The organism is Pseudomonas sp. (genome assembly GCF_035512415.1).
Classification (GTDB): domain Bacteria; phylum Pseudomonadota; class Gammaproteobacteria; order Pseudomonadales; family Pseudomonadaceae; genus Aquipseudomonas.
The window spans coordinates 101858-124828 of the sequence record NZ_DATKDZ010000022.1; the positions used below are offsets into that span (position 1 = coordinate 101858).

At 60.9% G+C, this 22971-nt stretch carries 22 protein-coding genes and 2 rRNA genes; 14 read left to right on the plus strand and 10 right to left on the minus strand.

Features of this window, described 5'->3' with window-relative positions:
• Positions 1-5: 5 nt before the first annotated feature.
• Positions 6-314, minus strand: a complete 309-nt coding sequence (locus VMP31_RS11455; RefSeq protein ID WP_325507170.1) for a PepSY domain-containing protein — start codon at positions 312-314, stop codon at positions 6-8.
• Between the two features lie 183 nt (positions 315-497).
• On the opposite strand from VMP31_RS11455, the gene VMP31_RS11460 reads away from it, so the two are divergent.
• The 6 genes from VMP31_RS11460 to VMP31_RS11485 all read left to right on the plus strand — a co-directional run bounded on the left by VMP31_RS11460 (position 498) and on the right by VMP31_RS11485 (position 5533).
• On the plus strand, positions 498-1577 hold the full coding sequence (locus tag VMP31_RS11460; RefSeq protein WP_325507172.1) for a patatin-like phospholipase family protein: 1080 nt from the start codon (positions 498-500) through the stop codon (positions 1575-1577).
• 51 nt (positions 1578-1628) lie between these two features.
• Positions 1629-2450 (plus strand): hypothetical protein, encoded by an 822-nt coding sequence (locus VMP31_RS11465; RefSeq protein ID WP_325507211.1) that lies wholly within the window; start codon positions 1629-1631, stop codon positions 2448-2450.
• A gap of 206 nt (positions 2451-2656) precedes the next feature.
• Positions 2657-2926, plus strand: coding sequence for a hypothetical protein (locus VMP31_RS11470; protein WP_325507174.1), 270 nt, complete (start codon positions 2657-2659; stop codon positions 2924-2926).
• Positions 2927-3049: 123 nt separating this feature from the next.
• Complete coding sequence (locus VMP31_RS11475) at positions 3050-4045, plus strand: GlxA family transcriptional regulator (RefSeq protein ID WP_325507176.1); 996 nt, start codon at positions 3050-3052, stop codon at positions 4043-4045.
• Between the two features lie 26 nt (positions 4046-4071).
• Complete coding sequence (locus tag VMP31_RS11480; protein ID WP_325507178.1) at positions 4072-4320, plus strand: DUF1272 domain-containing protein; 249 nt, start codon at positions 4072-4074, stop codon at positions 4318-4320.
• A gap of 40 nt (positions 4321-4360) precedes the next feature.
• On the plus strand, positions 4361-5533 hold the full coding sequence (locus tag VMP31_RS11485; protein ID WP_325507213.1) for an MFS transporter: 1173 nt from the start codon (positions 4361-4363) through the stop codon (positions 5531-5533).
• A gap of 276 nt (positions 5534-5809) precedes the next feature.
• On the opposite strand, the gene nfuA is transcribed toward VMP31_RS11485, so the two are convergent.
• Both nfuA and VMP31_RS11495 read right to left on the minus strand, forming a co-directional pair.
• On the minus strand, positions 5810-6394 hold the full coding sequence (gene nfuA / locus VMP31_RS11490) for a Fe-S biogenesis protein NfuA (RefSeq protein WP_325507180.1): 585 nt from the start codon (positions 6392-6394) through the stop codon (positions 5810-5812).
• A gap of 103 nt (positions 6395-6497) precedes the next feature.
• Positions 6498-8777, minus strand: a complete 2280-nt coding sequence (locus VMP31_RS11495) for a fatty acid cis/trans isomerase (protein WP_325507215.1) — start codon at positions 8775-8777, stop codon at positions 6498-6500.
• Positions 8778-8945: 168 nt separating this feature from the next.
• On the opposite strand from VMP31_RS11495, the gene metH reads away from it, so the two are divergent.
• The gene (gene metH, locus VMP31_RS11500; protein WP_325507182.1) at positions 8946-12662 is read left to right on the plus strand and encodes a methionine synthase; all 3717 of its coding nucleotides are present in this window, start codon (positions 8946-8948) and stop codon (positions 12660-12662) included.
• A 53-nt stretch (positions 12663-12715) separates the two neighbouring features.
• Here the strand turns inward: metH and VMP31_RS11505 are convergent, their stop codons facing one another.
• A complete protein-coding gene (locus VMP31_RS11505; RefSeq protein WP_090256153.1) occupies positions 12716-13018 on the minus strand; it encodes a DUF1883 domain-containing protein in 303 nt (100 codons plus the stop codon).
• Positions 13019-13176: 158 nt separating this feature from the next.
• Here VMP31_RS11505 and VMP31_RS11510 point away from each other — a divergent pair, with 158 nt between their 5' ends.
• Complete coding sequence (locus tag VMP31_RS11510; RefSeq protein WP_325507184.1) at positions 13177-14223, plus strand: RNA methyltransferase; 1047 nt, start codon at positions 13177-13179, stop codon at positions 14221-14223.
• Positions 14224-14275: 52 nt separating this feature from the next.
• Here VMP31_RS11510 and VMP31_RS11515 read toward each other — a convergent pair whose 3' ends face one another.
• Positions 14276-14800 carry a cytochrome C gene (locus VMP31_RS11515; RefSeq protein WP_325507186.1) on the minus strand — a complete coding sequence of 175 codons (525 nt, stop codon included), beginning with the start codon at positions 14798-14800 and terminating at the stop codon, positions 14276-14278.
• A 15-nt stretch (positions 14801-14815) separates the two neighbouring features.
• A complete protein-coding gene (locus VMP31_RS11520; RefSeq protein WP_325507188.1) occupies positions 14816-15253 on the minus strand; it encodes a hotdog fold domain-containing protein in 438 nt (145 codons plus the stop codon).
• A gap of 200 nt (positions 15254-15453) precedes the next feature.
• Between VMP31_RS11520 and VMP31_RS11525 the strand changes: the two genes are divergently transcribed.
• Complete coding sequence (locus VMP31_RS11525; RefSeq protein ID WP_325507190.1) at positions 15454-15669, plus strand: DUF2970 domain-containing protein; 216 nt, start codon at positions 15454-15456, stop codon at positions 15667-15669.
• 1 nt (position 15670) lies between these two features.
• On the opposite strand, the gene VMP31_RS11530 is transcribed toward VMP31_RS11525, so the two are convergent.
• Complete coding sequence (locus VMP31_RS11530; RefSeq protein WP_414705453.1) at positions 15671-16753, minus strand: ABC transporter substrate-binding protein; 1083 nt, start codon at positions 16751-16753, stop codon at positions 15671-15673.
• 181 nt (positions 16754-16934) lie between these two features.
• Here VMP31_RS11530 and pnuC point away from each other — a divergent pair, with 181 nt between their 5' ends.
• Together pnuC and VMP31_RS11540 are read left to right on the plus strand one after the other, a co-directional pair.
• The gene (gene pnuC, locus VMP31_RS11535; RefSeq protein ID WP_325507194.1) at positions 16935-17501 is read left to right on the plus strand and encodes a nicotinamide riboside transporter PnuC; all 567 of its coding nucleotides are present in this window, start codon (positions 16935-16937) and stop codon (positions 17499-17501) included.
• Positions 17498-18052 carry an AAA family ATPase gene (locus tag VMP31_RS11540; RefSeq protein ID WP_325507196.1) on the plus strand — a complete coding sequence of 185 codons (555 nt, stop codon included), beginning with the start codon at positions 17498-17500 and terminating at the stop codon, positions 18050-18052. The genes pnuC and VMP31_RS11540 overlap by 4 nt, the downstream gene beginning before the upstream one ends.
• On the opposite strand, the gene VMP31_RS11545 is transcribed toward VMP31_RS11540, so the two are convergent.
• A complete protein-coding gene (locus VMP31_RS11545) occupies positions 18017-18484 on the minus strand; it encodes a DUF3429 domain-containing protein (protein ID WP_325507198.1) in 468 nt (155 codons plus the stop codon). The genes VMP31_RS11540 and VMP31_RS11545 overlap by 36 nt on opposite strands.
• Before the next feature lie 156 nt (positions 18485-18640).
• Here VMP31_RS11545 and VMP31_RS11550 point away from each other — a divergent pair, with 156 nt between their 5' ends.
• From VMP31_RS11550 to queD, 3 genes are all read left to right on the plus strand, one after another.
• On the plus strand, positions 18641-20515 hold the full coding sequence (locus VMP31_RS11550; protein WP_325507200.1) for a di-heme-cytochrome C peroxidase: 1875 nt from the start codon (positions 18641-18643) through the stop codon (positions 20513-20515).
• 53 nt (positions 20516-20568) lie between these two features.
• A complete protein-coding gene (locus VMP31_RS11555; protein WP_325507201.1) occupies positions 20569-21702 on the plus strand; it encodes a catalase family protein in 1134 nt (377 codons plus the stop codon).
• Positions 21703-21820: 118 nt separating this feature from the next.
• Positions 21821-22177 (plus strand): 6-carboxytetrahydropterin synthase QueD, encoded by a 357-nt coding sequence (gene queD, locus VMP31_RS11560; protein WP_325507203.1) that lies wholly within the window; start codon positions 21821-21823, stop codon positions 22175-22177.
• A gap of 213 nt (positions 22178-22390) precedes the next feature.
• Here the strand turns inward: queD and rrf are convergent.
• Together rrf and VMP31_RS11570 are read right to left on the minus strand one after the other, a co-directional pair.
• Positions 22391-22506: ribosomal RNA gene (gene rrf / locus VMP31_RS11565) — 5S ribosomal RNA — on the minus strand.
• A 152-nt stretch (positions 22507-22658) separates the two neighbouring features.
• Positions 22659-22971: ribosomal RNA gene (locus VMP31_RS11570) — 23S ribosomal RNA — on the minus strand; the annotation flags it as partial.

The window sequence follows — 22971 nt, forward strand, 5'->3', positions numbered from 1 at the left end:
AGTCATCAGTCGTCCTGCTGGTTCTTCAGAATTTGCCCGTTGGTGGCGTCCAGTTCGACGTCCCATTGCACGCCCTGGGCGTCGCGAACTTCGACCTGATAGATATAGCGACCGTACTCTTCTTCCAGCTCGGTCTCCTCGAGCGTGCCGCCGGGATGTTGGGTCAGAATTGCGGCATTGAGTTTTTCGAAGGTCTGGATGGTGCCGGCGTCACGCAGTTTGAGCGCCTCGTCCGGGCCGAGATCGCGAGCCTGGGCCAGGCCCGCAGTTAGGGTCAGGGCAGCGGCGGTGAATACAGCGGTCAATCGGTTCATCGTGAATATCCTTACGCAATGGCTTTCTACGCAGCCCAAGGTACTGCCGCGGACTTAATCCAAGCTTAAAACCCGGGCGGGTGCCAATTACTCGCCTGCATGCTTGCATCATTCATGCGCTGAAGTGGCTTGGCCTGAGAAAGCAGCGCTCTATAATCGCTGCCTTGCGCGACGGAGGCCAGCATGAGTGCGATCTTGATCAAGTCCCCTGCCCTGACCATCAAAGCCGGTAAGCGGGCACTTGCGCGTATTCGCGAGTATGGCCTGCAACCGGCGGATGTGGGCATTCTGCCCGGTGCCGCCGGCGGCCCCAAGGCACTGGGTATCCAGGGTCTGGACCTGGCCCTGTTCGGCGACTGGCTATTGCGTGCGCCACGCGAACGCGCGCTGATCGGCGCGTCCATCGGTTCCTGGCGCTTTGCCAGTGCCTGCCTGCCCGATGCCGCTGCCGGTATTCGCCGCCTGGGCGACCTCTATACCGCCCAGCGCTTTGCCAAGGGCGTGAGCATGGCCGAGGTGTCACAGAGCTGCAGCCTGATGCTCGAACAGCTGCTGCAGGCCCAGGATGCCAGCATCCTCAGCAATGCCCATTACCGCCTGAATATCGTGGTGGTGAAGAGCCACGGCCTGCTCCAGCATGACCATCGTGGGGCCCTCGGCCTGGGCCTGTCGTCGGTGATCGGCAACAACCTGCTCGGCCGTTCGCGCCTGGCCCGGCACTTCGAGCGGGTGATCCTCCACGATGCCCGCCAGGCACCGCCGCTGACTGCGCTGCACGACTTCCCCTCGCGCTACCTGCAACTCGATAGCAGCAACCTGCGCCACGCCCTGCTCGCCTCCGGCTCCATCCCTATGGTCATGCAGGGCGTGCGCGACATTCCAGGGGCCGGCCCCGGCACCTACCGCGATGGCGGCCTGCTCGACTACCACCTGGACCTGCCCTACAGCGGCAACGACATCGTGCTTTACCCGCACTTCACCGACAAAGTGATCCCTGGCTGGTTCGACAAGGGCATGCCCTGGCGTCGTGGCGACCGCGACCGTTTGCAGGATGTCGTCCTGCTGGCCCCCTCACGCGACTACCTGGCCCGCCTGCCTCATGGCAAACTGCCAGACCGCAAGGACTTCAGCCGCTACCTGGGCGACGATGCCGGCCGCCAGCGTTACTGGCAGCAGGCCATGGCCGAAAGCCAGCGCCTGGGCGACGAGTTTCTCGAACTGGTCGACAGCGGCCGTCTGGGCGAACGCCTGCAAGCGCTTTAACAGGCCATTATCAATCGAGCAGTAACCGAGGCATGACCACGGATGGCCAGGATAAAACTCGCAGTCGCCATTATTCATGGCATCGGCACCCAGCCCGACCTACGTAATGACGAGGGCCAGCACGTTTTTGCCGAGGGCCTGATTGCCGGCCTGCGCCAGCAACTTGGCATTGAAGCCAGCGACGTGGCCTTCCAGAGCCTGTACTGGGCCAGCGTGCTGGACAACCGCCAGTACGCCTACCTGCAGAGCCTGCGCGACCAACCGGTGCGTTGGCGCTGGCTCCGACGCATCGTTACCCTGTTTCTCGGCGACGCCAGCGGTTACCGCAAGGTCAGCCAGGCCTACGACACCACCTACGAAGAAGTGCATCAGTGCCTGCGCAACGGCCTGCTGGCCCTGCGTGCCAAGGTCGATGCCGACACCCCGCTGGTGGTGCTGGCGCATTCGTTGGGCGGGCATATCTTTTCCAACTTCGCCTGGGACCAGCAACGCATCAACCAGGCCGAAAGCTGCCCGCTGGACCCTTTCCTGGCCCTGGAAACCCTCAGCGGCCTGATCACTTTCGGCTGCAATATCCCGCTGTTCACCTTCGCCTGCGACCCGGTGATACCGATCCGCTTTCCCGGCAACTGCCTGCCCAACGCAGTACGCGAGCAGGCGCGCTGGCTCAATCTCTATGCCCCGGCGGACCCGCTGGGCTATCCGCTAAGGCCCTTGCCCAGCTACGCCGCGGTGGTCGCCGAGGACCGCGCCATGCCGGTCGGCCCCTGGTACGCCCGGCACACGCCCCTGAGCCACCTGACCTATTGGCACGACAAGCGCTTTCAGCGCTATATCGGCCGTTACCTGCGCCAACTGCTCAGCGCTTGTTAAGCCTGTGGGGCGAACCGGTAGATCGCTCACAGGTCACGCCAACCGCGGCATTGCCCGTGAAAATGTGATTAAACGGACAATTTCTTGCATTTTTAATCAACTATGTGACTTGAGGGTCAGGGTCGGTCATCAACACCTATGACTGGCAAGCGTGTATTGACCGCCTGCCCTTGTAGATTTGGGATCAACTCGGAGAAACCGACCCCATGAACGCCCCGCTGCGTTTTAACGAAGCACTGCTGATTGCCGGCCGCGCCTTTCAACCTTTCCAGTGTGTTGCCTGGGCACCCCAGGATGGCACTGGTAACCTCAGCCTTAGCGTGATTGACCGCACCAGCACCCGCCTGCTCGGTCGCGCCCAGCTGTCGAGCACGGTCTACAGCGACCCGGTGCAGTTCGCCAACCTGTTGCAACAGTCCCGCGAACAGCTCAGCCAGCAAGGTTTCGCCCTGGAACCCTGGAGCATGCCGGAGTAATCCGCCCCTCGCTCGCGCCCACCCGGCGCGAGCGAAAAATGGCAATATCTGTGGGTTTAATGTCCTTGTTGCCATTTACTCGATCGGCGCACACTGCATCCCTCGCCGCTCGAGAACGCCTCCATGGATGCCCTGAAAACCATCGCCTGCCTGCTCTACCCCCACGTCATGAGCCTGGACCTGAGCGGCCCGCTACAGGTCTTCGCCTCGGCCAATGACGAGCGTCAACGTCAGGGCCTACCGCCTTTCTATCGGCTGTTGGTACTTGCTGAACAACCGGGGGCCATTGCCACCTCGGCCGGCTTTCAGCTGGTGGCCGAGCAGGCCTGGGGCAAAACCGATCCGGCGCAGATCGACACCCTGCTTATTCCTGGCGGCTTGGGTGAACAGGCGCAATGTCAGAACAAGCCACTACTGGCCTGGCTAGGCGCTGCCGCCCCTCAGGTGCGTCGCCTCGGCTCGGTTTGCTCCGGCGCGCTGATCCTCGCCGCCGCCGGCCTGCTCGATGGCCGTCGCGCCACCACCCACTGGGCCGATGTCGAGCAGCTGCGTACACGCCACCCGCAGGTCGAAATAGCCGACGACTGCCTGCACACCTACGACCCCCAAGACCCTGCTGGCAACGGCCATATCTTCACCTCGGCCGGGGTCACAGCCGGCATCGACCTGGCACTGGCCTTGGTCGAAGCTGACCTGGGCCGACCCATCGCCCTGGCGGTGGCCAGACGCCTGGTGATGTTTCTGCGCCGTCCCGGCGGACAGGCCCAATTCAGCGCCCTGCTGACCCCGGAACCCAGCCGGGTGCCGCGCCTGACCGCCCTGCTCGAATGGATCCCCCTGCACCTGAGCGATGACCTGTCCCTGCCGGCCCTGGCCACGCAGGCCCATATGACCCCGCGCACGCTGTCGCGGGTGTTTGTTCAGGAGCTGGGCATGGGGCCTGGCCGCTATGTCGAACGTATCCGCCTGGAAACCGCGCGCACTCTGTTGCAGAGCGCCCAGGCCTCGATCGGCACCGTGGCCCGCCTGAGTGGCTTTGCCCATGCGGAAAACCTGCGGCGCAGCTTTCACAAACACCTGGGCATCAGCCCCCAGGAATACAGCGAACGCTTCGCCTGACCGACCTCAAACCCAAGGAGCCCGCCATGCTGCAACTGCGCCCCAACTGCGAATGCTGCGACCGCGACCTGCCCGGCGACTCGCCAGATGCGCTGATCTGCTCGTTCGAGTGCACCTTCTGCCGCGCTTGCAACGAACAGGTCCTGCACGGGAGCTGCCCAAACTGCGGCGGCGAACTGCTAAGCCGCCCGCGCCGCCCAGCCGCCAAACTGGAACACTTCCCCGCCTCCAGTGAGCGGGTACTCAAACCCGCCGGCTGTGGTGACAAGGTTTAACCATCGCTATCGCCAAATTCGCCCTGGGAGCACGCCGATGCTGCTGTTACGTAACTCCGCGATCCGCTTGTTGTTTGCCGGCCAGGCGTTGTATTGGTCGTGCTCGATGATCGGCATCACCCTTACCGCCCTGGTGGGGCTGCAACTGGCCCCGTTCAATAGCCTGGCCACTCTGCCGCTGGGCCTGTGGATGCTGGGCAACCTGTTTACCGTACAGCCCCTGTCGCTGTTTATGCAGCGCCATGGCCGCCGTCCCGGCTTGATGCTCGGTGCTGGCGCAGGGGTGTTGGGCGGCCTGCTTAGCGCACTGGGCGTGTGGCTGGGCGACTTTCTTCTGTTCTGCCTGGGAGCCCTGCCCATCGGCGTTTATCAGGCGTCGGCGATGTACTACCGGTTTGCCGCGCTGGAAGCCGTCGATGTGACAGAAAAGGGTCGCGCCAGCGCCTATGTCATTGGTGGCGGCGTACTAGCGGCCCTGCTGGTGCCAAGCCTGCTGCTGGGGGCCGGCAGCCTGCTGGACAGGCCCTTTGTCGGGGCCTACCTGCTGATCGCAGTTCTCGCCCTGCTGGCCCTGCTACTGCTGAGCAGATTGCGCGAAGGTGCTGCACCGCCCAGGGCCAAGGCCGGGCTCAAGGAGTTACGCCAGCTTCTGAGCAACCCGGTGATACGCGCAGCCATCGCCACCACCGCGGTGGGCAATGGCCTGATGGTCCTGGTGATGAATGCCACGCCCCTGGCCATGAACTTCTGCGGCTTTGCCCTGGAAAACAGCGCCCAGGTCATCCAGTGGCATATGCTCGGCATGTTCCTCCCCGCCTTCCTCGCCGGCCCTTTGGTCGACCGCCTCGGCAGTCGCCGGGTGGCCCTGCTGGGCGGGCTGATACTGCTGGCTAGCGCCACGGTCGCCCTCAGTGGCCTGCAGCAGTTGCACTTTCTATTCAGCTCGTTGCTGCTCGGGCTGGGCTGGAACCTGATGCTGGTCGCCGGCACCACGCTGCTTGCCGAAGGCCATAACGAAACCCAGCGCGGCCAGGCCCAGGGCCTGATGGAGCTGCTCAACGGCATACTGGCCGCTGGGGCCGCATTCAGCGCCGGTGTTTTGATCAGCGGCCTCGGCTGGAGCGCGCTCAATCTGGTGATCCTGCCCCTGGTCGGCCTGGCCATGCTGATGCTGCTGCCGGCCAGACGCAGCCTGCTACCCGCCTCGTCTTAAGGCCTAGCCACAGCCCCCAGACAGCAAAAAGGCGACCCTATGGGTAATGCCGTTCATTTAAGCGGAGCAGCATTGCGGTCGCTAAATAACGGACCGTGGAAATCTTTACCCTCCTTCGCCGTGATGGCCTTGAACAGTGGTCCAGGACGTAGGATGGGTGGTAACCCATCAATTGGCCGATGGGTTACCACCCATCCTACTGTTCTATCCACAGATCACAGACAGCAAGAAGGCGACCTTAAGGTCGCCTTCTTGTTTGGGCCGCATCTCAATGCCTTAGTAGTAGGCGTTTTCCTTGATGCTGTGATCGGTCACATCACGCACACCTTTGAGCTCGGGAATGCGCTCGAGCAGGGTCTTCTCGATACCTTCCTTGAGGGTCAGGTCGACCTGGCCGCAGCCCTGGCAACCGCCGCCGAACTTGAGCACGGCAATTCCGTCCTCAACCACATCGATCAGGCTGACTTCGCCACCGTGGCTGGCCAGACCTGGGTTGATCTCGGTCTGCAAGTAGTAGCTGATGCGCTCGTTGATCGGGCTGTCTTCGTTGACCATCGGCACCTTGGCGTTCGGGGCCTTGATGGTCAGCTGGCCGCCCATACGGTCGGTGGCGTAGTCGACCACGGCGTCTTCCAGGAAGGGCTCGCTGACTGCGTCGATCCAGGCGGTAAAGCTGGCCAGCCCAAAGGCGGTGTCTTCAGCCTTCTGCTCGCCCGGCTTGCAGTAGGCAATGCAGGTTTCGGCGTACTGGGTGCCCGGCTGGGTGATAAACACACGGATGCCGATGCCCGGGGTGTTCTGCTTGCTCAGCAGATCAGCCAGATAGTCGTGGGCAGCGTCGGTAATGGTAATGGTGCTCATGGCAACTCCTCGCAAACATGGACGCAGTGTACGCCAGTCGGCCATGCCGGCAAAGTCCTAGTAAATTGGTAGGGATAATGCCGCAGCGATAATCCCACCGGTTTCAAAGGTTCTGATAACGATTCATATCCAGCACACCGGCCTCGACCGGCTCGGTTTGCTGGATATACGCCGACATATCGTGGAAATAGCGCCAGAACTCCGGATGCGTGCGGCGAATGCCCCAACGCTCGACGACTTTCTCGAAAGCCACTGAATCACGGGCCTGCTCCAGCGCCGCAACAAACTCCGCCGTCTGCTCAACCTGAACATTGAAGATAAAGTTCGGGTAGCTGCTGAGCACGCCCGGATACACCGTCAGGGTATCCAACGCCGGCTGATAGCGCAGTTCCTCGCCCAGCAGAAAGGCCACGTTGCTGTGCGCACGGTTGCGCAACAGGCTGTACACCTCGCGCCGGCCATCGGCCCTTTCCAGCCGCAACAGGCTTGCCTCCGGTAGCTGCTCGATCACCTTAAGTCCGCCGGCCGGTTTTGCCGTCAGGCGACTCAAGGACTGCTCGGCGCGCTGCAAATCAGCGTCCAGCCCCGGCCGATGGCAATGCGCACCTGTACAGCGGTTGATCGGATCCGGCCGCGCATTCAGGCTGCCGTAGCGCGCAAGCAAGGTCTCGACAAAGCTGCGCTTGGGATCGCTGCCGGCCAGACGCAAGGCGCTTGGGCTTTTTGTATCGATGGATTGGTAATCCAGCCATATCTTCAATTTCCCGCCGCTCTGGTACCAGTCGTTCAGGTAGCCCTGGCGCGACTCAGCCGGCATCAAACGCAGAAAATTGACCTCGGCGCCGTTGCGAATCAAATCGAAGTACAGCCGCGTTTGCGCCTGGTGCGATACGTTGCCAAACACGTCGAAATTCACCACCAGCTGATAATAGGTGCGCTCCAGCAGCGGAAAGTCCAGCCACCAGAGGGTTTGCGGCACCTCGCCAATCAAGCCTTTGCGCACTGAGGCGCTGTCGTGCTGGCGAAAGATCGACAGCAGCGCGTTGTCGTTACCGGCCCAGATATGCGACCAGCTCGGCGCGGGGGCATCAGCATAGCGCTGCATGCGCAGCGCTTCGTAGTCATTGCGCTTGTCGCGGTAGGTGCGCCACAGGCCGAGAAAGTCACCGATGCTGTCCAGTTGGCCGGGCATGGCCAGCAGCTCCTTGGCCTGCTCACGGTACTCGGGGTCGGTGATATAGAGGTCGTGCTGCGGGTCCTGGAAAACGGTCCAGAAGTTATCGCGGATCACATCCGTGGCAATCTGCCCACGGCACACCGGGCCGCGGATAAAGGTGCGTACAAAGTATTCGGCGTTATCCAGCATAAATTGGTAACGCGCCTGCGCCGGGATCGCGGCAAAAGTCTCGAACGGGTTGGCGCGGCGCAGCAGGCTATAGCCCGGCACGGCGTCCGCCTGCCAATCGCTGGCGAAAAACAGCTCTTTGACCCGCGCCAGCTTCGCCGCGCTCAGCCCATAAGTGATATGGGTCTTGTGCACGATTACGCCCTGCACCGGCATCAGGCGGTAATGGAACTCGCTGCCAGGATCCTCGTTGGGCAGGCGTGTGGCGATGACGTCCACCGGCTGACCGCTGGGGGTGCGCGAACGGACCATCTGAAAGAAATGCCCCGGCTCGCCGCCGGCAAAATGCAGATGGGCGAGAAACAAATGCTCATACAGCCAGCGTGAAACCAGCGCCTCACGGGCACCGGAGGCGTTCATAAAGGCTTCCCAGGTGGCGATCTGCTGCGCCTCGGCCGCACTGGCCTGCAGCGCCTGCTGATCGACCGGCGCGCCCTGTTCCAGCCAGTTCTGCAGCGTCTGGTAGTCGGCCTCGCTCAATCCGGTCACCGCGAACGGCATACCGGCTTGCGGATTCTTCCGGGCAAACCCGTCGAACTCCTGCGGCAGCGGGCATTGGCTGATCCGCTTGATGCCGATATCCAGCGTCGACGGCAATTTGCTGTTGGCGGTAAACGGCTGCTGATGGCCCAACTCCAGCATGCGCGCCAACAGAGCGGCCTGACTGCCCTGCGCTTCCAGCACCGAAGTAAAGCCCTTGCGCTGCCAGGCCGCCGGGCCATGGGCATCGACAAACAAGCGCGTGGTGGCCTGCGCCTGGGTGCGCGTGCCGTTGTACACCGTGGCCTTGCTAGCACCGCGCTGCACGCCTTCGCCGCTGCCCAGGTTGAGCTGGCAGGCAGCGTCATAACAGGCGTGGCAGGCCACACAGTACTGGGTAAAAATCGGCTGGATGTCGCGGCTGTAGGAGATGGGTTCAGCCGCCTGTAATGAGCCAATGAGCAAACAACACACGCCAAGCAGTAAGCGGCAGACCATGGAAACGTCTCTAAAATGGCTCAAGCGCCGATTCTAGCCGGCGCGGGCTTAGCAAGGCCAATCGGCGAACATGAGCGGAATTCATGTAAAAGCACAGGCCACTGCAAAAGCGTGCAGCTTTGTTATCATCGCGCATCTTTTTTTCACGCGTCCCAGGTAGTTCTCCCCATGTCTCTGTCCGATCGCAGCGCCCGCCTCCAAGCTCTCCAGCAAGCCCTGAAGGAACGCATCCTGATCCTCGACGGCGGCATGGGCACCATGATCCAGAGCTACAAACTGGAGGAAGAGGACTACCGCGGCGCACGCTTCGCCGATTGGCCGCAGGATGTAAAAGGCAACAACGACCTGCTGATCTTGAGCCGCCCGGACGTAATCGGTGCCATCGAAAAGGCCTACCTGGATGCCGGTGCCGACATCCTGGAGACCAACACCTTCAACGCCACCCAGGTGTCGCAAGCCGACTACGGCATGCAAGCACTGGCCTATGAGCTGAACGTGGAAGGCGCACGCCTGGCCCGTAAAGTGGCCGATGCCAAAACCCTGGAAACCCCGGATCGTCCGCGCTTTGTCGCAGGCGTGCTCGGTCCTACTAGCCGCACCTGCTCGATCTCTCCGGATGTGAACAACCCCGGCTACCGCAACGTCACCTTCGACGAGCTGGTGGAAAACTACGTAGAAGCCACCCGCGGCCTGATCGAAGGCGGCGCGGACATGATCCTGATCGAGACCATCTTCGACACGCTCAATGCCAAGGCGGCGATTTTCGCCGTGCAGCAGGTGTTCGAGGACGACGGCGTCGAGCTGCCGATCATGATCTCCGGCACCATCACCGACGCCTCCGGCCGCACCCTGTCCGGCCAAACCACCGAAGCTTTCTGGAACTCGGTGCGCCACGCCAACCCGATCTCCGTGGGGCTGAACTGCGCCCTCGGTGCCAAGGACCTGCGCCCGTATCTGGAAGAGCTGGCGGCCAAGGCGGAAACCAACGTCTCCGCCCACCCCAACGCCGGCCTGCCGAATGCCTTTGGTGAATACGATGAAACCCCGGCGGAAATGGCCGTGGTGGTCGAAGAGTTCGCCGCCTCGGGCTTTTTGAACATCGTGGGCGGCTGCTGCGGCACCACGCCTGCGCATATCCAGGCGATTGCCGAAGCGGTGAGCAAGTACCCGCCGCGTGCCATCCCGGATATTCCCAAGGCCTGTCGCCTGTCGGGCCTGGAGCCCTTCACCATCGACCGCAACTCGCTGTTTATCAACGTCGGCGAGCGCACCAATATCACCGGCTCGGCCAAGTTCGCCCGGCTGATCCGTGAGGACAACTACACCGAAGCCCTTGAAGTCGCCCTGCAGCAGGTGGAAGCCGGTGCCCAGGTGATCGACATCAACATGGACGAGGGCATGCTCGATTCGCAGAAGGCCATGGTCACCTTCTTGAATCTGATCGCTGGCGAGCCGGATATCTCCCGCGTACCGATCATGATCGACTCCTCCAAGTGGGAGGTGATCGAAGCCGGCCTCAAATGCATCCAGGGCAAGGGCATCGTCAACTCGATTTCGATGAAGGAAGGCGTCGAGCAGTTCAAGCACCACGCCAAGCTGTGCAAGCGCTACGGCGCTGCCGTGGTGGTGATGGCCTTCGACGAAGCCGGCCAGGCCGATACCGCCGAGCGCAAGCGCGAAATCTGCAAACGCAGCTACGACATCCTGGTCGACGAAGTGGGCTTCCCGCCGGAAGACATTATCTTCGACCCGAACATTTTCGCCGTGGCCACGGGTATCGAGGAACACAACAACTACGCGGTCGACTTTATCGAGGCCTGCGCCTATATCCGCGACCATTTGCCCCACGCCCTGTCCTCGGGCGGGGTGTCCAACGTGTCGTTCTCCTTCCGTGGCAACAACCCGGTGCGTGAAGCCATTCACTCGGTGTTCTTGTACTACGCGATCCAGAACGGCCTGACCATGGGCATCGTCAACGCCGGCCAGCTGGAAATCTACGACGAGATTCCCAAAGAACTGCGCGACGCGGTGGAAGACGTGGTGCTTAACCGCCATGAAGGCACCACCGAAGCGCTGCTGGCGATTGCCGACAACTACAAGGGCGACGGCAGCGTCAAGGAAGTCGAAACCGAAGAATGGCGCACCTGGAGCGTGGTCGATCGCCTCAAGCACGCGCTGGTCAAGGGCATCACCAGCCATATCATCGAAGACACCGAAGAGTGCCGTCAGCAATGCACACGGCCCATCGAAGTCATCGAAGGCCCGCTGATGAGCGGGATGAACGTGGTCGGTGACCTGTTCGGCGCCGGCAAGATGTTCCTGCCCCAGGTGGTGAAATCCGCTCGGGTGATGAAGCAGGCGGTCGGTCATCTGATCCCCTTTATCGAACTGGAAAAGGGCGACAAGCCGGAAGCCAAGGGCAAGATCCTGATGGCTACGGTCAAGGGCGACGTGCACGATATCGGCAAAAATATTGTCGGCGTGGTCTTGGGCTGTAACGGCTACGACATCGTCGACCTGGGCGTGATGGTGCCGGCGGAGAAGATTCTGCAAACCGCCATCGCCGAGAAGTGCGACATCATCGGCCTGTCCGGCCTGATCACCCCGTCACTTGACGAAATGGTGCATGTCGCCCGCGAAATGCAGCGCCAGGGCTTTAGCCTGCCACTGATGATCGGCGGCGCCACCACCTCGAAAGCCCACACCGCGGTGAAGATCGAGCCCAAATATCAGAACGATGCGGTGGTCTATGTCACCGACGCGTCGCGCGCGGTCGGCGTGGCCACCCAGTTGCTGTCCAAGGAACTCAAGGCCGACTTTGTCGAGCGTACCCGCCTGGACTACATCGAAGTACGTGAGCGCACCGCCAACCGCAGCGCACGCACCGAGCGCCTAAGCTACGCCGCTTCTGTCGCCAACAAACCCAAGTTCGACTGGGCGACGTATCAGCCCACCGTACCGAGCTTTACCGGCGTAAAAGTGCTGGAGAATATCGACCTCAAGGTGCTGGCCGAATATATCGACTGGACGCCGTTCTTTATCTCCTGGGACCTGGCTGGCAAATTCCCGCGCATCCTCACCGATGAAGTGGTCGGCGAAGCCGCTACCGCCTTGTTCGCAGATGCTCAGGCGATGCTGAAAAAGCTGATAGACGAAAAACTGATCAGCGCCCGTGCCGTGCTGGGTTTCTGGCCGGCCAACCAGGTGCAGGACGATGACCTAGAGCTGTATGGCGACGACGGCCAGCCCCTGGCCAAACTGCACCACCTGCGCCAACAAACCATCAAGCCCGACGGTAAGCCGAACCTGTCTCTGGCCGACTTCGTTGCGCCGAAAGACAGTGGCATCACCGATTACGTCGGCGGCTTTATCACCACCGCCGGCATCGGTGCCGAGGAAGTGGCCAAGGCCTATCAGAACGCTGGCGATGACTACAACTCGATCATGGTCAAAGCCCTCGCCGACCGTCTGGCCGAAGCCTGCGCCGAATGGCTGCACCGCGAAGTGCGCACGAACTACTGGGGTTACGACCCAGAAGAGCAGCTGTCCAACGACGAGCTGATCAAGGAAGCCTACAAAGGCATCCGCCCTGCTCCTGGCTACCCGGCCTGCCCCGATCACACCGAGAAGAAGACCCTGTTCAACCTGCTCGACCCCATCGCCGAATTCGACAAGGCCGGCCGCAGCGGCGTGTTCCTCACCGAACACTACGCCATGTTCCCCGCCGCCTCCGTCAGCGGCTGGTACTTCGCCCATCCCCAGGCGCAGTACTTCGCCGTCGGCAAGATCGACAAGGACCAGGTGGAAAGCTACACCGCGCGCAAGAAGCAGGATCTCAATGTCAGCGAACGCTGGCTGGCACCGAACCTGGGCTACGACAACTAAAACCAAAGAGGCCCGCTACTTAGCGGGCCTCTTGGCATTCCCCCTGGCTATTGCTAGCTCAGGCGCGAAGTCGATTTGCGTACGATCTTGATCGAATGCTTGAGCGTCGGTTTGCGCGTCACGCTGATGGCCTTGCGGCTCACCGTGTCGATGGTGATATTCCAGAAGCCGCTGCTCGGTACGGTGATCTTCGCCGGGAAGGTGTCGAACGCGCCGCCGTGGTAGGTGTGCCGGCCGCCATTCTTGAAGCTGCGGAAGTTGGCATCGCTCATCAGGCGAATATTGCAGGTTTGCGAGCACTCGATCACGACGACGTCGTCTTCGTTGAGGTGTTCGCGCTGGTGTATAAATTTCATCTACCGCTCCGCACAGCTGGGTCAGGCCAATCAAGGCGCTAGTATGAGTGCCCCGAGCGGCTTGAGCAAAGCCATACGCGGTTTTCCGTTAGCCAACCGACGGCCACCCCTGCCGACGGATACCACCGCAACCAGCCCGATGGTAGCATGCGCGCCCCATGCATATCGACGATTTTCACCAGCGCCTGACCGACCTCGGTGCCAAACCCCTGCACATCGGGCGGATTACCCGTGCCTGGCTGCAAGGCAAGCCGCTGGATACCGGCACGCGCAACCAAAACACCGAGAACTTTTTGCCGCTGACGGTGCGCAATGCCCTGCCGCAGTTGAGCCACGAGCTCGACGGTCTGGCCCGCTTAAGCTCCGAACACCCGGCCGGCGATGGTTCGGCGCGCTTACTGGTGGAGCTGGCAGACAAACAGATGGTGGAGAGCGTGCTGCTACCGCGCGATGGCCTGTGCGTCTCCAGCCAGGTCGGTTGCGCGGTCGGCTGCGTATTCTGCATGACCGGCAAGAGCGGCTTGTTGCGCCAGCTGAGCACCGCCGAAATCGTCGCTCAGGTGGCCCTGGCGCGGCGCTTTCGCCCAGTAAAGAAAGTGGTGTTTATGGGCATGGGCGAACCGGCACATAACCTCGACAACGTGTTGGACGCGATCAACCTGCTCGGCACTGAAGGCGGTATCGGCCAGCGCAACCTGGTGTTCTCCACTGTCGGCGATCCTCGGGTCTTCGAGCGCCTGCCACAGCAGCAGGTCAAACCGGCCCTGGCCCTGTCGCTGCACACCACCGATGCCGAGCTGCGTCAGCAGCTGCTACCGCGGGCACCGCGTATCGACCCAGAGGAGTTGGTGGAGTTGGGCGAACGCTATGCCCGGCAGATCGACTACCCGATCCAGTATCAATGGACGCTGCTCAAGGGCATCAACGACAGCCAGGAGGAAATGGACGGCATCCTGCGCCTGCTCAAGGGCAAGTACGCGATCATGAACCTGATTCCCTATAACAGCCTGGAAGATGATGCCTACCAGCGCCCCGATGGCGATCGTATCGTGCAGATCGTGCGCTATCTGCACAGCCGCGGCGTGCTGACCAAGGTACGCAACTCGGCGGGCCAGGATATCGATGGCGGCTGTGGACAATTACGCGCCCGAGCCGGCCACCTGCTCGATAGCCGCGCGCCGCGCCGGGTAACCCCACAGGCCTGATCCCAGGCCTGCCGACCCTGTAACGCGGCGCATGGCCGAGCAGATACCGCACTCAGGGGCCCGGCGGAAACTGCACATAGGCGGTTTTCGGCTCTTGCCCTGGCGGCACATAAGCCGATACCGCCTCGCCTGCCGCGCCCAGATGGCGAATATAGCGATAAATTGCGCCCAGATCGGCGTCGCTCATATCGCGCAGGTTGAACCAGGGCATGGGCGGTCGCCAGGCAGCCCGCGCATGGCTGAGCCAACCCTGTTCATCCAGGTGCTGCACGACCTGCCGCAGATTCCCCGCGTAAGTCGTACCCCAGGGGCCACGCCAGCCCAGGTTGCTGCCCGTTAGCCAGTATTGCTCATCGACCTGGCCGCCCGACTCCGGATAGCCCGGGGTGTGGCAGTCGTTACAACCGCTGGTCTGCACCAGGTAACGTCCACGTTCGATCGCAGGCTCCGATACCTCGCCTTGCGCCAGGGCGCTGTCGAGCCCCGCAGTGCCGGTCAGTAGCAGAATCAGCCATAGGCTGATCCAGCGTTTGTCAGCTGGCGGGTAGTGCGCCTCGCTCATGCTAAATGCTGCCATGGCTAACCCCCCCACTCAGGCCTGACTGACGTACATATTGATCTGTGCACGGAACACCAGTTTGTCACCGACATAGGCCGTGACCGGCACCATCAGATCACCCGGGCTGCTCCAGTCCACCCCGCTGCCATCGGCCACGGCACGGATATCGCCATCGGCCTTGGCCAGGTACTCCACCGTCATGCCCTTGGGAATCCAGCGATAGCCTTTGCCGATGGATGCATCGGTCATGGTCCCCGCCGCCAGCTCCGCCGCATTGCACAGGGCAATGGCGTGCACGGTACCAATATGGTTGAGCACCTCGCGGCGCTTGGCAAAAGTGACTTCGGCATAGCCGGCCCGCAGTTCGACAAACTGCGGATCGATGCTGGCGAAGTACGGCGCGGCCTCGCGGATCATGGCGCTGAACTGTTTGGCACCAACACTCTGGTACAGCTGGAGGGTCTGACTCATGGGATACTCCTGTAGGTATAAGGGCTGATAGAGGTTGCGCGCCGAGCCAGTATACAAATACAAGAATATCTTTCTAGAATTATCTTCTAATAAGCCAATGCTTTCCCATAACCACCTTGTGCCGATCTGGGCCGCAGTAGCACAGTACGACTAAGCTTAATCAACCATCGCGGTTGATCTTCAATGACGAGGAGGTGTGCATGGATGACGAGAACAACAAGCCCCTGACATTCTGGGAAATGCTGCAGAGCGTGCTGTCTGCTGCCCTGGGCGTACAAAGCGGGAAAAATCGCAGCCGTGACTTCAGCCGTGGCAAGCCGAGCCACTTCATCATCATGGGCGTGCTGTTTACCTTCGTCTTCGTACTGCTGATCTTCGCCGCGGTCAAACTGGTGCTGCATCTGGCCGGGATCTGAATCATTCCAGCAGAGGCTCGCTGGAAAAGTCATAGTCCTTCAGCTGCGGCCGATACAGGGCACTGAACTGGCGAAAGTCGAGCCCGTAGCCCTTGCGCCGAATGCGCTGCTGCAAGCGCGCGGCCTGCTCCGCATCGAGCAGGCTGAATAGTTGATCAACCCGGTCCTTGCCGCCACGCTCAGCAAAATCGATGCCGGCATGGTAGTCGTGCAACATCACCATGGCCCACCCGCCAAGGGTGAAGTGACCACCGACCAGAACACAGATCTTGCCGTCGATTCGGGCCTGTAGCACCTCATCAGAGGTATTCAGCGCCGACAAATGGATATCCTTACCGGGTTTGCGCCCCAACTCCTGCGCCGCCTGCATGACGCCGAAGGCCATCTCGTCATTAGCCGACCAGACCAGGCGTACATCCGGGTAACGCTGCAGCAACATCTGCGCCTGCTCGTAAGCACGCTGGCGCTTCCATTCACCATGCACCAGTTGCTGCAAGCGCACTTCGGGATGTTCCGCCAAGGCTCGCAGCAGGCCCTGTTCCCGCAGATTGGATGAGGGCGTATGGCGCACGCCGGCAAACGCCAGCAGGCTGCCCGAGCGCCCACGCAACTTGCCGATCAGCCCCTTGGCCATCCAGTAGCCGGCCTCTTCATCATTGGGGACCAGGCTGCCGATCCAGTTGCGGTACTGCTCGCGCGGGCCGCCGATGATGCTCTGCTGCTCAGGCGTCAGGGTGCTATGCAGGGAGAAGGTCTTGATCGGGCTGGCCGCAAACAGGCGCAGCAGTTCGGGGCCGACATACATCTCGTTGACGAAGACCAGATAGTCCGGCTGATCGCTGTCGGCCAGCACGCTGCGAGCATCCCGCAGAATGCGCTGGGGATCGCGCTCGCCATAGAGGATACGCAGGCGTATGCCCAGATTGTCGGCGGCCGCCTGCATAAAATCGCTGTAACCCACCCAGAAGGGCTCATTGGAAAAGCCTGGGTTGAGGAACACCACCGAGGCGCTCGATGGTGCCTCGTCCACCGGCACCGCTGGGGCAGCCTGCGCCACAAGGCCGAGGGTTGCCAGATAGGCCATCACGATAAAACTCACAACTGACCTGAACACAGCAACCCTCCGCTAAGTGCTATGCAGTATATCGCCAAACCCGCGCACAGCCCCGTCAAGCCCAGAAGGGATAAGCCAAGACGAACCACGTGGCAATGGCTACAATCGCCGGCCACCCAAGCCTATACCTGCCCCTGGCGACTGGAGCCCCATGTCCAACCTGGAAATCATTGCCTCTGCCATCGGTGTCCTGGCGGTCTGGCTGACCGTAAGACAGAACCGCTGGTGCTGGCCGATCGGCCTGGTGATGGTGCTGATGTATGCCTGGATCTTCTTTGACGGCAAACTTTATTCGAACATGCTCCTGCAAGGCGTGTATGCCGCCCTGCAGCTTTACGGTTGGTTGCAATGGACCCGCGGCGGAGCCAGCCACCAGGGCGTCCAGGTCAGCCGCTTGACCAGCCAGGGCCTGATATTCAGCCTCGCTCTGGGCGCAACAGGGGCCCTCGCGCTGGGCTTTCTGATGGCCAACTACACCGACGCAACAGCGCCCTGGCAGGACGCCGCGCTCAGTGCGTTCAGCCTGGTGGCCCAGGTGTGGATGGCGCAGAAAAGGGTCGAGTGCTGGCCCCTGTGGATTGTTCTAGATCTGCTGTTTGTCGCCCTGTTCCTCACCTATGGCATGCACCTGACCGCCGGGCTGTATGCCCTCTTCACCCTGCTGGCCATCAGCGGCTGGCTGACCTGGCAGCGTGATCGCGCCCTGGTTGACGCATGAGGGTGCTGGTCCTCACCGGCCCGGAGTCCAGCGGCAAGAGCTGGCTGGCGCAGGAAATCCATAGCGCCTTCGGCGGGCTGGTGGTGGGTGAATTTGTTCGGCATTTTATCGAGCAAGAACAGCGCGACACCTGTTACGCCGATATCAGCACTATCGCCCAGGGTCAGCTGGCCTGGGAAGACGCCGCCCGCGCACGCCGACCGGAGCTGTTGATCCTCGACACTCATCTGTTGAGCAACCTGCTGTGGAGCCAAGCACTGTTTGGCGACTGCCCGGACTGGATCGAGCAGGCCTTGCTGCAACGCGATTACCATCTCCATCTGCTGCTCGACCCCGTCGCCGTGCCGTGGGTCGATGATGGTCAGCGCTGCCAGCCCCAGCTGCAACAGCGCCTCGACTTCTATCGCGATTGCGAGCGCTGGCTACGCCAGCATCAACAACCGTTGCAGTGCATTCAGGGCGACTGGTCGCAGCGCCAGTCCCAGACTCTGCGCTACGTTGAACACTGGCTGAACTCAGCGCGCCCAGTCGCTGGTCCAGGCCAGCAGTAGGCTAAGGCACACGACCAAGGTCAGCGGTTTGCGCAAGCTCGGGTACCAGCCGGGCGCAAGCCCCAGTTTGACGGCCCTCAGGTCGGCAAAATAAAGCCCCAGAAATGCCACGAGACAGAGCGGCAAAGCCAGGCTCATCGGCAGCCCGGCACTGATGGCCAACCAACCCAGCAATGGCGGTATCACCGAAAGGCCAAGCTGAACCTGCGCGTGTTCGCCAGCATTCTCTCCGCGTATTGCCAGCCCCCAATGAATCGCGCCCATAAAAGCCAGGATTACTGCCGCGTAATCAAGCAGCGCCTCCAGAACGAAGGGCCGCCAGCCTTCTGGCGTCACCCAGATGCCCAGCGCCCCGCTGACAAAAGGCACTAACCCCGCATAACCCAGCAATAACGCCAGCTGCGGTGGCTTTTCCGCGTCAAAGGGATGCATCGCCCCACTCCTCTTTCAATTCAGAAAACTCCCTAACCATTGCACAAACTATGCGATGGAGATGCCTCGGCCAGCAATCAATAAACACTGGCCACTTGCCATAACCAGATTTGCTTGGCATAAACCTTAAAATAAAAACACGACAAGGACGTACCGATGCGCATTATCCGCAGGATCATCTCTGGCGTACTCCTACTACTGATTATCGCCCTCGGCGTTGGCCTCTATTTCATCGCCTATCCGAATCTGCCGGTGTACCAGAAACCGGACAAGCTCCACTACCTTGATCAGTGGAGCATGGACGAGCGCCAGACCTATTACTACACGCCACAGGGCACCCAGGTTAAAGGCCTGCGCTATGAGTGGTTCGGTGCCCTTGAGCTGCCCTTCAGTCGCGCGAAATTCGCCGCGCCCGACTACCTGGCGCGCTTCGGCTTCCTGGTCGACCCGCAACAACAGCCCAGCCCACAGAATCCCGGCAATCTCCCTGTGGGTTTTGCTCGTCATGCGGACAATGAAAGCGGCGAACACTATCTGGATATCAGCTGCGCCGCCTGCCATACCGGCGAGTTGCGCTACAAGGGCCAGTCAGTGCGCATCGATGGGGGCGCAGCGCTGCATTCGCTGGCATCGACCGTGCCGACCATCCGTGGCGGCAGTTTCGGTCAGTCGCTCGGCATGAGCATGGCGTTTACCTATTACAACCCGCTGAAATTCCGCCGTTTCGCCAAGCAGGTGCTCGGCGATGAATACGCGGCCAAACACCCGCAACTGCGCCGCGACTTCAAGATAGTGCTCGATCGCCTCCTCGGTACCGCCTTTAACGACTGGCACCGCGGCCTCTATCCCACCGAAGAAGGTTTTGGCCGCACCGACGCCTTCGGCCGCATCGCCAACAGCGTATTCGGCGATGCCATAGACCCCAGCAACTACCGCATTGCCAATGCACCGGTGAGCTATCCGCAGGTCTGGGACATCTGGAAATTCGACTGGGTTCAATGGAACGGCTCAGCCATGCAGCCCATGGCGCGCAATGTCGGCGAAGCGCTTGGCGTGGGGGCAACCCTGCACCTGCTCGGAGCTGACGGGCACCCTGTGGCCGAGTCCGAGCGCTATTCTTCCAGCGTGCGCCTGCGCGATCTATACACGCTGGAAGAGACCCTCAAGCAACTCAAACCACCGGCCTGGCCAGAGCAGGTATTCGGCAAGATCGATCTGCCCCTCGCAAGCCAGGGACGTGCGCTTTATAGCGAAAATTGCGCCTACTGCCATGCCCCCGACCCGAAAAAGCCGGCGGAGCGCTTTGCCCCCTCCCGTGACCCCGAATGGCGCATGCGTGTGGTGCCCACCGCAATCGTAGGTACCGACCCGACCACCGCCGACAATATTGCCGATCACCGCTTCGATATCAGCAAGCTCGGCTGGACCAAGGCCGAACTCGGCAAGCTGGATGTCCGACTTTTCGGCGCAACCCTCGATGATATCGACCTGAACAACATTTCCAGCGCCAAGGCCCTGGCCTATGTCACCGCTTACGTGGAAAACCGCGCTTATCAGGATGCGGGGATTTCCGACCGCGAACGCTGGCGCATGGACGGTTTCGGCCTGCCTATCGGCGTCCAGGAAAAACGCGGCTACAAGGCCAGGCCGCTGGATGGTATCTGGGCCACTCCGCCATTTCTGCATAACGGCTCGGTACCCAACCTGTTCCAACTGCTCTCCCCCGTCTCCGAGCGCGACAGCCAGTTCTGGGTGGGTAACTTCGAGTTCAACTCCAAGCATGTCGGCTTTGACAGCGAGAAGTTCGCCGGAGGCTTCCTCTTCGATACCCGCATCACCGGAAACAGCAATCAGGGCCATGAATTCCGCGCAGGTTGCCGCCAGGATGGTGTGATCGGGCGTGCCCTGCAGCCAGAAGAGCGCTGGGCGCTGGTCGAATACCTCAAAGTACTGGGTAACCCGAGCCTTGAACAACAGCTCCAGCCCGTTGCCGCCAAAGAGTGGAGCCCGGGGCCGGAGTGCCCGAATTAGAAGGGATCGACTACCGACTGCGAAACCAATAACCACTCACAGGGACTTACGCGATGCTTAAACGACTCTGGCTCTGGCTCGGCAGTCTCCTGGGCAAACTATTCCTCTTGGTCGCCATCATTGGCCTGGGCGGTTGGGGTATCGGCAGCGCTTATTACCACTGGAAGTTTTCCGGCCCGGTGTCCAGCGAAGAACAGATCCCTGCCGATGAGGCGGCACTAACTCGCAGCATTATCGAAGACGCCATCCGCGTCGTCGAACAGCATCGCGACAACACTCGGGTCCTGCGCGATGCCCATGCCAAGGCCCATGGTTGCGTAAAAGCCCAGCTCACCGTCAGCCCTTCCCTCGCGCCTGAATTGCAGCACGGCGTATTCAGTGAACCCGGGAAGACCTGGCAAGCCTGGATGCGACTTTCCAACGGCAATGCCTACCCGCAGTTCGACCGCGCCCGTGATGCCCGCGGGATGGCCATCAAACTGCTCGACGTACCCGGCGAGAAACTCAGCAAGAGCCCACAGCACGCCGCCGAACAGGATTTTGTGATGTTTAATCACCCGGCCTTTTTCGTGCGTGATGTAGCCGAGTACAAGAGCAATTTTGCCGCCCAGGCCGACGGCAAGAAAGCCCTAGCGTTCTTTCCCAGCTGGAACCCTGAAAGCTGGGAGATCAGGCACCTGGTTATCGCCCTGAAAACCCTCGCCCCAGCGCCAGAAAGCCCCGTGGCGACCACCTACAACTCCATCGCCCCCTTCAAGCTGGGGCCGCTCAATATCAAGTACCGGGTCATACCTGACCCACAGGCCTGCCCAAGCTATAGCCTGCCCGCACAAAATCAGGACTTACCCAACTTTTTGCGCAATGCGCTTTATCAGCAACTCTCTCTCGACCGCATACCCGCCTGCTTTGCCCTGCAGGTGCAGCGACAGAACCCCGAGTACTACATGCCGGTAGAGGACCCCAGCATCGAGTGGGATGAATCCATCTCCCCCTTTGAGACAGTGGCGCGCATTCAGCTTCCCGCGCAGGACTTCGATAGCCGCGAACAGAATCTGCTCTGCGACAACCTGTCCTTCAACCCATGGCACTCATTGCCCGAACATCGCCCGATTGGTGGCATCAATCGCCTGAGGAAGGCCGTCTACGAGGCCGTAAGCACCTATCGTCTTGAGCGTAATCAGCAATAACCCAGGCGGATTGGATACACGCGAGAGGGGCGAACTCGGTAAATCAGTGCCTGAACTGGTAAGATTCGCACCTTAGCTAAGCGTGCTGATAGCCGCGTACGACCAGAGAGAAATGCCCGTGGAACTGTTCAAAGAGTTTATGTTCGAGGCCGCCCACCGGCTGCCTCACGTCCCCGAAGGCCACAAATGCGGCCGCCTACACGGCCATTCGTTTCGGGTTGCAGTCTATATCGAGGGTGAAGTCGACCCCTATACCGGCTGGATTCGTGACTTCTCCGAGATCAAGGCGATCTTCAAACCGCTCTATGAGAAACTGGATCACAACTACCTCAACGATATCCCGGGGCTGGAAAACCCGACCAGCGAAGTGCTCGCCAAATGGATCTGGCAAGAACTCAAACCCTTGCTTCCCGAGCTGTCGCGCATACGCATCCATGAGACCTGCACCAGTGGCTGCGAATACCGCGGCGACTGAACTCAGACGAATAGATTGAAGCCACCGAAAGGTGGCTTTTTATTGGCTACGTACCAATAACCTGTTGCCTGAGGCCGATAAGTTGCCGGTCTATAAGACCGAAGATAAAACCCGCGCCAGACAACACCTTAGATCAGCGCATAACGCTTTATTTTCACGCGCCCAAAAGTAAAACCCCCGATCAGTTTCCTGATCGGGGGTTTTGGTGTAGGTGCTTGACGATGACCTACTCTCACATGGGGAAACCCCACACTACCATCGGCGATGCATCGTTTCACTACTGAGTTCGGGATGGGATCAGGTGGTTCCAATGCTCTATGGTCGTCAAGAAATTCGGTAGCCAGGTCGTTTACCTTTCGGTTTACGCTCCAGCGAATGGGTATGTAATAGATTTGGTGTTTTGTGAACCGCAAACTTTCGGTTTGTATCGTCTTCACACACCGCAATCTGGTCTCTTCGACTCAAATTGCTTGGGTGTTATATGGTCAAGCCTCACGGGCAATTAGTATTGGTTAGCTCAACGCCTCACAGCGCTTACACACCCAACCTATCAACGTCGTAGTCTTCGACGGCCCTTTAGGGAACTCAAGGTTCCAGTGAGATCTCATCTTGAGGCAAGTTTCCCGCTTAGATGCTTTCAGCGGTTATCTTTCCCGAACATAGCTACCCGGCAATGCCACTGGCGTGACAACCGGAACACCAGAGGTTCGTCCACTCCGGTCCTCTCGTACTAGGAGCAGCCCCTCTCAAATCTCAAACGTCCACGGCAGATAGGGACCGAACTGTCTCACGAC